Source organism: Larkinella bovis (assembly GCF_042655385.1).
Taxonomy (GTDB): Bacteria; Bacteroidota; Bacteroidia; order Cytophagales; family Spirosomataceae; genus Larkinella; species Larkinella bovis.
In genome coordinates this window covers 1,091,761-1,105,923 of record NZ_JBHSMA010000001.1, presented here as the reverse complement: position 1 = coordinate 1,105,923, position 14,163 = coordinate 1,091,761, and the positions used below count along the sequence as shown (strand labels likewise).

At 55.5% G+C, this 14,163-nt stretch carries 12 protein-coding genes and 1 pseudogene; 9 read left to right on the top strand and 4 right to left on the bottom strand.

The window, feature by feature from the left end; genetic code table 11:
• Window positions 1–23: 23 nt before the first annotated feature.
• Window positions 24–236: pseudogene (locus ACFPMF_RS04675) on the top strand (VIT1/CCC1 transporter family protein); the annotation flags it as partial.
• Between the two features lie 500 nt (window positions 237–736).
• On the top strand, window positions 737–2,707 hold the full coding sequence (locus ACFPMF_RS04670; RefSeq protein ID WP_379841614.1) for a glycoside hydrolase family 127 protein: 1,971 nt from the start codon (window positions 737–739) through the stop codon (window positions 2,705–2,707).
• Between the two features lie 68 nt (window positions 2,708–2,775).
• Here ACFPMF_RS04670 and ACFPMF_RS04665 read toward each other — a convergent pair whose 3' ends face one another.
• On the bottom strand, window positions 2,776–3,684 hold the full coding sequence (locus tag ACFPMF_RS04665) for an NAD(P)/FAD-dependent oxidoreductase (protein ID WP_379841612.1): 909 nt from the start codon (window positions 3,682–3,684) through the stop codon (window positions 2,776–2,778).
• Between the two features lie 246 nt (window positions 3,685–3,930).
• Between ACFPMF_RS04665 and ACFPMF_RS04660 the strand changes: the two genes are divergently transcribed.
• The 7 genes from ACFPMF_RS04660 (at window position 3,931) to ACFPMF_RS04630 (ending at window position 10,466) form a co-directional block, all read left to right on the top strand.
• The gene (locus tag ACFPMF_RS04660) at window positions 3,931–4,536 is read left to right on the top strand and encodes an HAD family hydrolase (RefSeq protein WP_379841610.1); all 606 of its coding nucleotides are present in this window, start codon (window positions 3,931–3,933) and stop codon (window positions 4,534–4,536) included.
• Between the two features lie 18 nt (window positions 4,537–4,554).
• Complete coding sequence (locus ACFPMF_RS04655) at window positions 4,555–6,306, top strand: alpha-L-rhamnosidase-related protein (RefSeq protein ID WP_379841608.1); 1,752 nt, start codon at window positions 4,555–4,557, stop codon at window positions 6,304–6,306.
• Window positions 6,307–6,372: 66 nt separating this feature from the next.
• Window positions 6,373–6,567, top strand: a complete 195-nt coding sequence (locus tag ACFPMF_RS04650) for a hypothetical protein (RefSeq protein WP_379841606.1) — start codon at window positions 6,373–6,375, stop codon at window positions 6,565–6,567.
• Window positions 6,568–6,578: 11 nt separating this feature from the next.
• Window positions 6,579–6,794: a DUF350 domain-containing protein gene (locus tag ACFPMF_RS04645; RefSeq protein ID WP_379841604.1), complete on the top strand. Its 216-nt coding sequence runs from the start codon at window positions 6,579–6,581 to the stop codon at window positions 6,792–6,794.
• Window positions 6,787–8,310: a polyamine aminopropyltransferase gene (locus ACFPMF_RS04640; RefSeq protein WP_379841602.1), complete on the top strand. Its 1,524-nt coding sequence runs from the start codon at window positions 6,787–6,789 to the stop codon at window positions 8,308–8,310. The genes ACFPMF_RS04645 and ACFPMF_RS04640 overlap by 8 nt, the downstream gene beginning before the upstream one ends.
• Window positions 8,285–9,967 (top strand): FAD-dependent oxidoreductase, encoded by a 1,683-nt coding sequence (locus ACFPMF_RS04635; protein ID WP_379841600.1) that lies wholly within the window; start codon window positions 8,285–8,287, stop codon window positions 9,965–9,967. Before ACFPMF_RS04640 ends, ACFPMF_RS04635 begins: the two co-directional genes overlap by 26 nt.
• 31 nt (window positions 9,968–9,998) lie before the next feature.
• Complete coding sequence (locus ACFPMF_RS04630) at window positions 9,999–10,466, top strand: nuclear transport factor 2 family protein (protein WP_379841598.1); 468 nt, start codon at window positions 9,999–10,001, stop codon at window positions 10,464–10,466.
• A gap of 75 nt (window positions 10,467–10,541) precedes the next feature.
• Here the strand turns inward: ACFPMF_RS04630 and ACFPMF_RS04625 are convergent, their stop codons facing one another.
• The 3 genes from ACFPMF_RS04625 to ACFPMF_RS04615 all read right to left on the bottom strand — a co-directional run bounded on the left by ACFPMF_RS04625 (window position 10,542) and on the right by ACFPMF_RS04615 (window position 14,159).
• Window positions 10,542–12,002: a sulfatase family protein gene (locus ACFPMF_RS04625; protein ID WP_379841596.1), complete on the bottom strand. Its 1,461-nt coding sequence runs from the start codon at window positions 12,000–12,002 to the stop codon at window positions 10,542–10,544.
• A 162-nt stretch (window positions 12,003–12,164) separates the two neighbouring features.
• Window positions 12,165–13,466 (bottom strand): MFS transporter, encoded by a 1,302-nt coding sequence (locus ACFPMF_RS04620; protein WP_379841594.1) that lies wholly within the window; start codon window positions 13,464–13,466, stop codon window positions 12,165–12,167.
• A gap of 36 nt (window positions 13,467–13,502) precedes the next feature.
• Entirely contained in the window at window positions 13,503–14,159 is a 657-nt protein-coding gene (locus ACFPMF_RS04615; RefSeq protein WP_379841592.1) for a bifunctional 4-hydroxy-2-oxoglutarate aldolase/2-dehydro-3-deoxy-phosphogluconate aldolase, read from the bottom strand.
• Between the last annotated feature and the right edge of the window lie 4 nt (window positions 14,160–14,163).

Sequence of the window (14,163 nt, the reverse complement as noted above, 5' to 3'; positions counted from 1 at the left end):
CATGCAACCACCCGGAAGAACACCTGCACAGTTCAGATTTCATTTCCGACATCGTCATTGGGATGGCTGATGGGCTCACCGTTCGTTTGCTCTGGCCGCTGGTTTAAGTGGGATGGTAATTAGTTCGTCACGCATCATTACCGCCGGTATTGCCGAAATTATTAACCGAAGCCGATCATTACGAATCCGAGCTACGTCGCGAGCTCCGTGAAGTGGAAACTGTGCCAGAACGGGACATAAAGGCTATCTAATCGTCTTTTTATCGATGCCCTCTTATAGATTAAAAAAGGCAAGGCAAATGAAAACCACAGCTAATAAGGTAGTTAAGTCTTCCATTATGTAGTAATTTATTTATAAAAATGGTTTGTAATGCTAGGCCGTGTTGACAATTAGATAACGTTAGGTTGTTTTCGCAATTTTGTTGGATGCGACACTATGAAATTACCGATCAGGAGTGGGATCGCATTGTCCCCCTATTACCTGGAAAGTTGGGCGAGGTTGGCCGTATTGCTACGGATAACCACCTGTTTGTAAACGCCGTTCTTTGGAGATAGCCCGGAGCGGTGCTCCCTGACGAGATTTGCCGATGCGTTTTGGCCCTTGGAAACGCACCGGCAGCCCGGTTCGTAGTTGAAAGCCTGCCTAGGTGTAAGATTGTGAGGTCACATACCACAAAATCGCGCCATTTGTCAGGCTTTCCCTATTTTTGCGGTATCCTAAACCTTCCTGGAATCTGATGCACCTACGACTTCCCCTTTTTATTACGGCTTTAGCCGAAATCGTCACCCTAAGCGCCCCGGCCCAGATTCCGGTCCGGCGGTTTGAACCCGTCAGTTTTGCGCAGGTCGATATCACCGATCATTTCTGGCGACCGAAACTCGATAAAGTAGCCACGGCGACGTTACAGGCCTGCATCCGGCAAACGGAAGAAAAAACCGGCCGGATCCGCAATTTTGAGAAAGTGGGCCGCGGTCGGAACGAGAAACACGAGGGAATTTATTACGACGATAGCGATGTCTATAAAGCCCTCGAAGCCATTGCGTATTCGCTGAAAAACCGCCCCGATGCGGAGCTGGAAAAGAAAGCCGACGAATGGATCGACAAGATTGCGGCCGCCCAGCAACCGGATGGGTACCTGAACACGTATTACACGCTCGTCGGCCTGGACAAACGCTGGACCGACATGGAAAAGCACGAAGACTATTGCGCCGGTCACCTGATCGAAGCGGCCGTGGCCTATTACAACACGACGGGTAAGCGGAAACTGCTGGAGGTGGCCATCCGGTTTGCCGACCACATCGACGCGACCTTCCGGCAGGCTAACCGCCACTGGGTCAGCGGACACCAGGAGATCGAACTGGCGTTGATGAAACTTTATCATCTAACCCGGAACGACCGGTATCTGAAGCTCGCCGACTGGTTTCTGGACCAGCGCGGACGCGGTTTTGGCAAAGGCGTAATCTGGGATCAATGGAAAAACCCGGCCTATTGTCAGGACAGTGAACCGGTCAAAGAGCAGAAAGAAATTACCGGACACGCCGTGCGGGCGATGTACCTCTATACCGGAGCCGCCGATGTGGCCGCGACCACCAACGATGCGGGTTATATGAACGCGATGAAAACCGTCTGGGAGGATGTGGTCTACCGGAATATGTACATCACCGGCGGTATCGGGTCGTCGGGTAGGAACGAAGGCTTTTCGGTGGATTACGATTTGCCGAACGAAACCGCCTATTGCGAAACCTGCGCGTCGGTCGGAATGGTTTTCTGGAACCAGCGGATGAACCTGCTCACCGGCGAAGCCAAATACATGGATGTGCTGGAACGCAGCCTGTACAACGGCGCGCTGGACGGTCTGAGTTTGAGCGGAGACCGGTTTTTTTACGGAAACCCGCTGGCGTCGAGCGGTAATAACGCGCGGAGCGAATGGTTTGGAACGGCCTGTTGTCCTTCGAATATCGCCCGTCTGGTGGCTTCGCTGGGGGATTACATTTACGGCAAAAACGATTCGGGCCTGTGGGTGAATCTGTACATTGGCAGTAACACGAAGGTGAAAATCGGTAAAACCGAAGTGCCGGTTTCGATGGAAACCAATTATCCCTGGGAGGGCCGCGTTCGATTGACGGTGAGTCCGGCGAAAAAAACACCCTACGCCCTGCATCTGCGGATCCCAGGCTGGGTGAGCAATGTTCCCGTTCCGGGGGATTTGTACCGGTTTGCCGAAGAAAGTAAAACCGCCATTTCGGTGCTGTTGAATGGAAAACCGGTGGATTATCAACAGGAAAATGGCTATGTCGTGATTAACCGGACCTGGCAGAAAGGTGATATGGTAGAACTGAATCTGCCGATGGAGGTGAAGCGCGTGGTGGCGAAAAAAGAACTTGTTGCTGCCAACGATCGGGTGGCTATTCAGCGTGGACCGCTGGTGTACTGCGTCGAAGGAGCGGATAACAACGGTCAGGCCTGGAATCTGCTGGTGCCGGACCAAACCCGGTTTACCACCCAATCCTATCAGGTACTGACCGAACCGGTGGTGGCGATTCAGGCCAGTGTGCCGGTGGTGGGGCCGTCGGCGGATGGTTCCAGCGTCGTGACCGAGAACAAAACCGTCACGGCCATTCCGTATTATGTCTGGGCTAACCGGGGAAAAAGCCCGATGCAGGTCTGGCTGCCGACCAAAGCGAAACAGGTGAAACTGCTGGACTGAGCCGCCCTGAATCGAGTTGCCAGACAAAAGCAGCCCCCGGAAACTGCTTTTGTCTGGTAAGAACACGCCTAAAAATCGTCATCGATCAGCTCTTTCTGGATGCTGGCTGCGGCCCGGAGTCCGCTGGCGGCTGCAACCGCCACCTGCCGCATCATCGAGTGGGTATCTCCGGCCGCATAAACGCCCTCGACGGTGGTTTTTCCCATTTCTTTTACGATAACCAGGCCGTTTTCGTCCAGCCGACAGCCTAATTGTTCGGCCAGGTTGGACGCCTGCCGGAGCGCCGGGCGGGCGTACAGCGCATCGAGTGGAACCGTTGAGCCATCGGCCAGCCGGAGCGCCTGTAACCTGCCGTTTTGGTGCTGGAGGGCAATAACCGGCGTTTCCTGGATCGAAAGGCCATGGCGTTGCAGTTCTGCGGTTTGGAATGCCGAGAGGGTCGAAGGCCCGTTGGTATACAGGCAAAGGCCGGGGTTCCAGTGGCGGATCAGTTTCGCCATTTCAAAACCGGTATCCCCGTTGGCCAGCACCCCAACGGTTTTGTCCTTCACCTCGAAGCCGTGGCAGAACGGACAGTGGAGCACCGAAATGCCCCAGCAGTCGGCAAAACCGGGTAGGGGAGGCAGGAGATCTTTTAAACCGGTGGCCAGCACCAGTCGGCGGGCGTTGAAAATTTCGCCGGTTTCAATGGTAACCGAAAAACCGCCTTCGGTGCGTTGGGCGGTAGTGGCCGTTGCCTCCCGAAGCTGAACGCTGGGGTAGGCAAGGGCCTGCTGGCGGGCTATGGCCGATAGCGTTGCGGGGGTTTCGCCGTCGCGGGTCAGAAAACTATGGGAATGGGGTGTTTGCTGGTTGGCCGGCTGGCCGTTGTCGAGAACCAAAACCGTGCGGAGCGAGCGGCCCAGCACCAGGGCGGCACTGAGTCCGGCGTAACTCCCGCCAATGACAATGACATCGAAGGAGGTAGGTGAAGCCATAGGATCTATGATTTGTAAAAGGGAAGGCCGAACAGCGACGTTGGAAAAACTTCCGGTTGCCAAAGGCCATCGCAAAACTAATCAAAAAACCATAAATGCAACAATGTTGCAAAAATCTTGCTGGCTTAAAAGAAGTGGTTTAAGGAGGATCGTTCGGGCAATGGCGAGAGTACCGGAAGGTTAAATCGATATTTTTTAAGTTATTGGGGCTTATTTGAACGAACAACTGCGAATTGATTCATACCCATGATTAACACTATCATTTTTGATCTGGGGGCCGTCCTGATCGACTGGAACCCGAATTATTTGTATTCAACGATTTTTACGGAAGACGAAAGGCATCATTTTCTGACGACGGTTTGCACCCCGGCCTGGAATGAGGAACAGGATGGCGGGCGATCGCTGGCGGAAGGCACCCAACTCCTGATCGAGCAATTTCCGGAACACGAAGAAAACATCCGGCATTTTTACGGGCGCTGGGCGGAAATGCTCGGCGGTGAGATTTCGGGCACCGTCGCATTGCTGACCCAGCTCAAGGAAAGCGGAAACTATAAATTGTACGCCCTGACCAACTGGTCGGCCGAAACGTTTCCGATTGCCGAGGAGCGGTATGCGTTTCTGTCGTGGTTCGACGGCATTGTGGTTTCGGGGGCCGAAAAAGACCGCAAACCATTTCCTTCGTTTTACAAAACCCTGCTGAACCGGTACGCGGTAAAACCGGAGGAAGCCCTGTTCATCGACGATAACCTTCGAAACATCAAAGCCGCCGAAGAATTGGGGATCCGTGGGATTCATTTTCAAAATCCCGACCAGTTGAAGGCGGAATTAATTGCGTACGGACTGATTTCCTAAAACCGCCCTGTGCCAGCCATGAAAAAATATTACTTCCTGACCCTTAGTCTTTTCTTGACGTTCGTTGCCACCAGCCGGGCGCAACTGCCGCCGATTTTTGAAAGCAGCCGCGCCCGCGAAGCCCAGTCGGAAGCCACGGTTCGGCGGTTTTTGTCGCCCGTCAAAATTCTCTGGCAAACCGGCACCATCCGCAACGCCGACCGGCTGTTGAAAGTTGGCAACGGCCAGGCCGATCTGTCCGGTAAAGATATGTGTTCGCTGAAAAGCGACGCGAACGGAAAACCGGCTTTGTTGCTCGATTTCGGGCGCGAACTTCACGGCGGTTTACAAATCGTGACGGGCCAGTGGAAGGAGAGCAAACCGATTACGGTGCGGATTCGGTTCGGCGAGTCGGCCAGCGAAGCGATGGCGGATATTGAACCCAAACAGAATGCGACCAACGACCACGCGATCCGCGACCTGACCGTGCAGGTACCCTGGCTGGGTAAACTCGAAATCGGCAACACCGGTTTTCGCTTCGTCCGCATCGATCTGGTCGATGGCGATACGGAACTGCTGCTGAAGGAGTTGAGGGCTATCTTTGTTTTTCGGGATATTCCGTACGTCGGTTCGTTCCGGAGTAGCGATGAACGGCTGAACAAAATCTGGGCGACCGGCGCGTATACGGTCCACCTCAACATGCAGGATTACCTCTGGGACGGTATCAAGCGCGACCGGCTGGTGTGGGTGGGTGACATGCACCCCGAAGTGGCGACCATCAATGCGGTTTTTGGGTATAATGAAGTCGTGCCGAAAAGCCTCGATCTGGCCCGCGACATTACTCCGCTGCCCGGCTGGATGAATGGCATCAGCACCTACTCGATGTGGTGGATTCTGATTCAGAAAGACTGGTACCGGAACCACGGTCAGCTGGATTATCTGAAACAGCAACAACCGTATCTGGTCAAACTGGTGGATTTACTGATTCAGAAAATTGACGATAAAAACAGCGAAAAGCTGGACGGTACCCGGTTTCTGGACTGGCCTTCGAGTGAGAATCCGAAGGGCATTCACGCCGGGTTGCAGTCGATGCTGGTGTGGTCGCTGGAGGCTGCGGGAGAACTGAGCGGGATTTTGAAAGACCCGGCTACGGCCCGGAAATGCGACGAAGCCGTGGCCCGGCTAAAAAAGTATGTGCCCGATCCGAATCACTCCAAACAGGGGGCGGCTTTGCTGGCGCTCAGCGGTTTGATGCCCGCCGAAAAAGCCAACCGGGATGTGCTGGCCGTGAACGGGGCCGCAAATTTCTCCACGTTTTACGGCTATTACATGCTCCAGGCGCAGGCCAAAGCGGGCGATTACAAGGGGGCGCTGGCTAATATCCGGCAATTCTGGGGCGGGATGCTCGACCTGGGGGCTACCACCTTCTGGGAAGACTTCAACCTCGACTGGGTTAAAAACGCCGGACGAATCGATGAACTGGTGCCGGATGGCAAAAAAGACATTCACGGCGATTGCGGAGCGTATTGCTATGTCGGTTTCCGGCACAGCCTGGCGCACGGCTGGGCATCCGGCCCGACCCCCTGGCTGACCGAGCATGTTTTAGGAATCAAAGTGGTGGAACCGGGCTGTCGGGCGATCAAAATTGAACCCCACCTCGAGGATCTGAGCTTTGCCGAAGGAACCTTCCCGACTCCCTACGGTGTCGTGAAAGTCAAACACACCAGACTTGCGAACGGCACCATTCAGTCGGCGGTATCGGGGCCGAAAGAGGTGCGTATTATTCGGTAAAGCGCAGGAATTTAGTATTTTGCGCGGGCGGATGGAAAACCGGGGGATGGGGTAAAGCAGGTTTCTATGTGGGAGAAAATCAGTGGTATCAAATACATTGTGCTGGCAGGGGGCTTGCTGCTGGCCGGTTTTGTCTGGGCCTCCATGACCGGCACCCGACTGCTGGGCGACGATCTGGAAAGTGTCGATAAACTCGAAACGTACAAGCAAGGTTCGGGCGGGCGGCATTACGGCCGTTCCAGCCGGTTTTTCCACAAATAAATTCAATTTACATGGACCTGTCTACCCTGAAGTACCTTGTGCCTTCCGTCGTGTATTCGCTGGTGGGAATACTGATTCTGGTGATCAGCTTTGTCATTATTGAGAAGGTTGCCCCCGAAAACCTCTGGAAAAAGATCGTCGATGAAGAAAATGTGGCGCTGGCCATTCTGGCGGCCGCGTTCATGATTGCGGTCGCGATCATCATCAGTTCGGCAATTCATGAGTGACCGGCCCAACCGACACCATCATTTGCTTTTGCTGCTGTCGGTGTTTGTAATTGCGACCTGCGGACTGATTTACGAACTCGTGGCGGGAACCCTGGCCAGTTACCTCCTGGGCGATTCCGTAACCCAGTTTTCAACCATCATCGGGGTTTACCTTTTCTCGATGGGCATTGGGTCGTGGTTGTCCAAATACCTGGACGGCGACCTGTTGCGGTGGTTTATTCGCATCGAGATTCTGGTGGGTATGGTCGGTGGTGCCAGTGCCCCGGTACTGTTTGTACTCTTCGAATACGCGGCCTCCTTCCGGTTGATGCTGTACACCTTCGTGAGCCTGACCGGCCTGCTGGTCGGCCTTGAAATTCCGCTGCTGATGCGGATTCTGGAAAACCAGCTCAGCTTCAAAGACCTGGTTTCCCGTGTTTTTACGTTTGATTACATCGGTGCGCTGCTGGCGTCGCTGATTTTTCCGCTGGTGCTGGTACCGTACCTCGGACTGATCCGGACGTCGTTGTTTTTTGGGTTACTCAATACCGGAGTCGCCGGTTTTCTGCTGCATCAGTTTGCCGAAACCAGACCGTACCGGCGGTCGCTCCTGACGGCCATTTTACTTTCTTCCCTGCTGCTGCTGGGCGGGTTTGTGTATGCCGAACAGATTATGAGCTACACCGAAAATCTGGCGTTTCAGGACAAGGTTATTTACAGCAAAAGCACTGCCTACCAGCGCATCGTGCTGACGGCCAACAACCGGGAGTTGCGGCTCTACCTGAACGGTAACCTTCAGTTTAGCTCGGCGGATGAATACCGGTACCACGAAGCGCTGGTGCATCCGGCTTTGCAGGCACTCCCGCGGGCATACCGGGTGCTCGTGCTAGGTGGGGGCGACGGCATGGCGGTTCGGGAGATTTTGAAATATCCACAGATTCAGACCATTACGCTGGTCGATCTGGATCCGGGAATGACGGACCTGTTTCGTCAGGATGAAAGGCTGATTACCTTGAACGATCGGGCGCTGTTGTCGCCCAAAGTCCGGATTATCAATACCGATGCCTACCAGTTTGTTCGGCAGGATACAACGCGTTACGATCTGGTTGTGGTCGATTTTCCGGACCCGTCGAATTATTCCATCGGCAAATTGTACAGTACGGCTTTTTACCAGCAACTGCATCACCTGCTCCAGCCGGGCGGTATGGCGGTGATTCAATCCACCTCGCCCTATATCGCCCGCCAATCATTCTGGTGCGTTCGCCATACGCTGCAGGCGAGCGGTTTTCAGACCATTCCGTACCACGCCTATGTGCCGTCGTTTGGGGAATGGGGCTTCGTGCTCGCCCTGAAAAACAGCCATTGGCGGGGCGATGGGGCCTTACCGGCCGGTTTGCGGTTTACCAGCGCCCGGACCATTCGCGACATGCTGCATTTTCCGCCCGACATGGCCGAAGTGCCGACCGGCATCAACAAGTTGAACAATCAGGTTTTGGTCCAATATTTTGAAGATGACTGGACACCCTACACTCACTGACGAACCCGACTCACCGGGTCGGCGGCAGTTTCTCGAACAGGCTGCCGGATTGGGCATGGCGGTTTTACTGACGGGGACGGCCGGTTTGCTGGGCTGCCAGCCCAAACCGGCCGTTTCGCACATCAAGGGCGGGATGCTGGGAGCCAGTCACCAGATCGGTCATTTGCTGCGGCATCCGGAGCAGTTGCCACCGCCGACCCAAACGCTCGAAACCGGGGTACTGATCGTCGGGGGAGGAGTGGCCGGTTTATCGGCCCGGCGGTGGCTCTGGCAAAACGGCCTGCGGGATGTGCTGCTGGTCGAAATGGAGGATCAGCTGGGCGGGAACGCGGTCAGTGGCCAGAATGCCGTATCGGCTTTTCCCTGGGGTGCCCATTACCTGCCTATTCCCGATCGGCGGAACTGGGAACTGCTTGATTTTCTGCAGGAATGCCAGGCCATTACCGGTTTTGACGAAGCCGGTTTACCCATCTACAACGAGTATTACCTGTGCCATGACCCCGAAGAACGTCTGTTTATTCACGGCCATTGGCAGGAAGGGCTGGTGCCGCGCGTTGGGGTGCCGGAAGCCGACGAAGCACAGATTACCCGGTTTTTTAAATGGATCGAGGAACTGAAAGCAGCCAGGGGGGCGGATGGCCGGGATGCGTTTGCGATTCCGCTCGATGGGTCATCGAACGACGAAACGTTCCGGCGGTGGGATGCGGTTTCGTTTGATGCGTTCCTGACCGAGCACCAGTTTACGTCGCCCTATCTGCGCTGGTACCTCGAATACGCCTGTAAAGATGATTACGGCACGACCCTTGCGAACACCTCGGCCTGGGCGGGCCTGCACTATTTTGCCGCCCGGAAAGGCGTGGCGTCCAATGCCGAACCGAATTCGGTGCTGACCTGGCCGGAAGGGAACGGGTTTCTCATCAATCAGTTGAAACAACAGGCGGAATCGCCGGTTCGGTCGAATGGGCTGATTTTCAGGTGTGAAGAAACTGAAGCCGGGGTACGGGTTTTGGCCTATGATTCCCGGAAAAAGGAAACCATTGCGATTCAGGCCCGGCAGGTATTGCTGGCAACCCCGCAGTTTGTGACGCGTCGGCTGCTCAAAACCGTACCCGACCGAAACGGTGCGGAGTTTCAGTATGCGCCCTGGCTCGTGGCGAACCTGACGGTGAGCGGACTGCCCCAAAACCGGGGGCTGCCCCTTTGCTGGGATAATGTCATGTACGGGGCGAGGTCGGTCGGTTATGTGACGGCAACGCACCAGCGCCTGGAAGCGACTGATCCGAAGGTCATTACCCTGTATTGGCCGCTGGTGCAGGACCCGCCCGACCTCGCCCGTCGGAAAGCCTACCAGACATCCTACGATGAATGGCTGGCGCAAATTCTGGCGGAACTGGAGCCGGTTCATCCGGGTATTGCGGCCTATATTTCAGACGTGAGCTGCTGGGTCTGGGGACACGGAATGATTGCCCCGACCCCCGGTTTTATCGGGAGTGAATCGCGCCGGAAAGCGGCCCTTCCCTTCCACAATAAACTATTTTTTGCGCATTCCGACCTGAGCGGCATTTCGATTTTTGAGGAAGCTTTTTACCAGGGCATTCGGGCGGCCAAAGAAATTCTGGTCAAAAACCGGCCGACTGACAATGAAGCTTCATCCTGAGCGTTCCACCAGATAAAACCCACCGCGTTCCGTGAAAAAATTTGTACTGACAACCCTCTTTCTTGTTGGCGTTTTAATTCGTTCATCGGCGCAGTCGGCAAACCATAAACCGATCGGTCGGGCGGAGTTTATGCGGTTGATGCAAACCGTAGCCGCCGGTTTGAACGAAAACAACGGCCGAAAAGCCGCCGATTGTTTTGCCCTGGATGCCATTTATTCCGAACCGCCCAACAAACAGATTTACCGGGGGCGCGACCGGATTTTTGAATTTTTCGGTGGCTGGAAAGGCCGACCCAACGTCATGCAGATGGTCTGGCATCACCTGACGTTCGACGAACAGACCCAGATTGGCTCCGGTGAGTTTTCGCTCACCAACGGCACGACGGTGCACGGCATGGTGAGCGTTCGCATCCGCGACGGTCTCATCGGCAACTGGCGTGAATATTTTTACCAATCCACCCTCGACTGGAACGGTTTTGTGCTGCAAAATCCGTTTTGATGATTTCCAGACCGGTTTTTACGAATCGCGCCTTGTTCGACAACGGGCGGGAGAAGGCTTCGGTTTACAACCGGCTTATTTCGAGGCTACCCGTCCGGCCGGTCGGACATGCTGGCCTTTCCGCTTCTGGAGGTCATCCCCCAGGTCGTTGCGGGCTTCCTCGGCCAGTTTTTCCAGGGCTGCCACGATGTCCGGATTCTGTTCCCGCACATCATACCGCTCCCCCGGATCACGACGGAGGTTGTACAGCGCCGTTGGAAATTCGTGGGTTTCGGTATTCGGACCCGGTTGGCCGCCTTTTCCGGGCAGAAACCCTTCGTAGGTCCGACCCGGGTGCGCAAAAACCAGCTTCCAGTCACCTTTCCGAACCGCTTCCAGGCTGTTCTGCCGGTAATAATAATAGAAATGGTCGCGGGGGTTGGCGGTTTCGTCCCCTTTCAGCAGGGACATCATATCGACACCGTCGATGGTATTTTTTGGCAACCGGGCACCGCACAGGGTGGCCACCGTCGGCAAAATTTCCATCGTAGTCAGCAGTTTGTTGCAAACCCGTCCGGCCGGAATCACGCCCGGCCAGCGCATGATGCAGGGAACGCGGTGTCCGCCCTCAAAGGAAGTTCCTTTACCTTCCCGAAAACCGCCCGCCGATCCGGCATGATCGCCGTAATTCAGCCAGGGGCCGTTATCGCTCGTGAAAATGACCAGGGTGTTTTTGTCGAGTCTCTGCTGTTTCAGTTCCTGGAGAATCTGACCCACCGACCAGTCAAGTTCCAGCATCACATCGCCGAGCAAACCGGCCCCGCTTTTCCCCCGAAACCGGCCGGAAGCGGCCAGTGGAACGTGGGGCAGGGGATGGGGAACATACAGGAAGAACGGTTGCTTTTTGTGCTTGCGAATAAAACCGACGGCCTTTTCCGTAATACTCGTCGTCAGGTCACTGGCGTCTTCCAGGGTTTTCACTTCCTTTCCTGGAGTATTCCCTTCCATCAGGTGCAGCGGAGGGTAATTGGCCCGGGCCTGATTGGGATGCAGCGGCCACATGTCGTGCGAATAAGGGACTCCGTAGTATTCGTCAAACCCCTGTTGCAGGGGCAGAAACTCCTTCTGGCTTCCCAAATGCCATTTCCCGAAAATGCCCGTGGCATATCCTTTTTCCTTCAGTAATTCCGCAATCGTTTCTTCTTCGGGATTCAAACCAACCGGCGAGCCAGGCCCCAGTGCACCGGAAATCCCGATTCGGTTGGGATAACAGCCCGTCAGCAAAGCCGCCCGCGAGGCACTGCAAACCGCCTGAGCGGCCAGGAAACTCGTAAACCGCGTGCCCTCGGCCGCCATCCGGTCGAGGTTGGGGGTGGTGTAGCCCGACGCGCCGTAGCACGATAAATCGCCATAGCCCAGATCGTCGATAAAGAACACCACCACGTTGGGCGAACCGGCTTTCGGCGGATTGACCCAGCTACTGAGTGGTAGCCAGAGACCGGCGATGAGGAAAAAGAAAAGGGAAAGATGGATTAGGTTGGGTTTGAGACGGATCATTGACTTCGAAAAGGTTAGGAGTCAGGCGGTAGCCCCTGATCGATTTCGTTTTGCATTTCAACTGCGAATGTATACAATCCTGGAGTTTTTACAGGGATTTCTGTCCGGACCATCCAAATCAACCCTTCGGGTCGAAAACCGGTCAAAATGGGCGCAATCGTCTTACTGCAACTGGTGAAGCTCGACGGTTTTGGCGTTTCGGGTCAGCAGGTGAATGATGACCCAGACGGTCAGGTACGTAAACCCGCAAATGGTGAACAGCAGGTTGTAGCCACCCGCTAAATTCCCGGCGGCTTTGTAGGAATCCAGTAAATACCCGACGAGCATCGGGAAAAAAATACCCCCAACGGCTCCGGCCATGCCCGCAATACCCACCACCGAACTGACCACCTGTTTCGGAAACAAGTCCGACGCAATCGTAAAAACGTTCGTTGCCCACGCCTGGTGGACGGCCACGGCCAGACTGATGAGCGCCACCACCATCCAGACATTCGTGGCAAACTGCGCCAGAATGATCGAAATTTCCAGCACGGCGAAGACGATCAACACGGTTTTTCGGGCTTTCAGGGTCGGCCAGCCGCGTTTGATCAGCAGCGAGGAGAGGTAGCCGCCCCCGATGCTGCCGACGGTCGTGGCCGTGTAAATAATCATCAGTTCCGGGCTGAATCGTTTTAAATCGAGCGCGTAGGTCGTTGAAAAATAAGAGGGGAGCCAGAATAGAAAAAACCAGAAAATCGGGTCGATAAACGCTTTGCCGGTGATGCAGGCCCAGGTTTGGGGCAGGGTAAAGAGCTTGAACCAGTTGACGGAAATTCGTTCGGATTCGTGCTCGGTCGTATCCTGCCCGCTCGTAATCAGCGCAAATTCTTTGGCCGAAAGCCGCTTTTGTTTGGCCGGAATGTCGTAAAAAATCAACCAGAAAATCAGCCAGACAAATCCCAGCGCCCCGGTAATCCAGAAGACTTCCTGCCAGCCGTAGTGCGACAGAATCCAGGGCACCAGGATCAGCGCCACCACCACGCCCACGCTGGTGCCGGCATTGAAGATGCCGGTGGCCAGGGCCCGTTCTTTTTTCGGGAACCATTCGGCCACGGTTTTGACGGCTGCCGGGAAGTTACCGGCTTCGCCCAGCCCCAATCCCAGGCGGGCCAGTGCGAAACCGAAGGCCGAGCGGGCCACGGCGTGCAACATCCCGGCCACGCTCCAGAACACGATGGTGAGGGCATAGCCCACTTTGGTGCCGGTTTTGTCGATCACCCAACCGGCGAGTCCCAGTCCGATGGCGTAGGCGGCCGTAAAGGCCATGACAATCCGGGCGTAATCGGTTTCCGACCAGTTGAACTCCTTTTCCAGGATGGGTTTCAGCAGGCCAATGATCTGACGATCCAGGTAATTAATGGTCGTGGCAATGAAGACCAGCGCGACAATAATCCAGCGGTAATACGGAAATTTAACGGTTGACACAAGGCTAAGGTTAAGGTACAGGTCAAATGAAACGGATCACACCCTTTCGGAGCGGGCCGCGCGATACTGGTCCGCAAAGGCCCGAAAATGCTGCTGTAAACCGCTCCAGTTCTGGGTTTGAATCAGGGTTTTATCGAATAACTGGCCGCCAATGCCCAAACCGTCGGCCCCCGCTTTCAGGAAGTCCGGCAGGTTGGCCAGGGTGATGCCGCCCGTTGGCACCAGTTTGATCTCATTCAGCGGCCCTTTCACTTCTTTCAGGTAGTGAGGGCCGAGCGATGCCGCCGGGAATACCTTGACCATCGAAGCCCCCAGCGTCCAGGCTTTGTAAATTTCGGAGGGCGTAAACGCGCCGGGAAAAACCGGAATGCCGCGTTCGACGCAGGTGCGAATGACGGTTTCGTCGAGGATCGGAGTGACGATGAACTGCGCCCCGGCCGCCAGCGCCCGTTCCAGCTCAGCGAGCGTGCAAACCGTACCGGCCCCGATGTTCAGGCCCGCCGGTTCGCGGGTGACGGCATGCTGGATCAGTTCTTCGGCGCCCGGCGTGTTCATCGTGATTTCAACCGTCGTCAGGCCGCTTTGCCGGTAAACCGGCAGAAGGGTAACGACACTGGCAACGGGCAACCCCCGGATGATGCCAATGATGGGAACCGTATTGAAGAGATCCCAGGAAAACGTAAATGAACTCATGCGC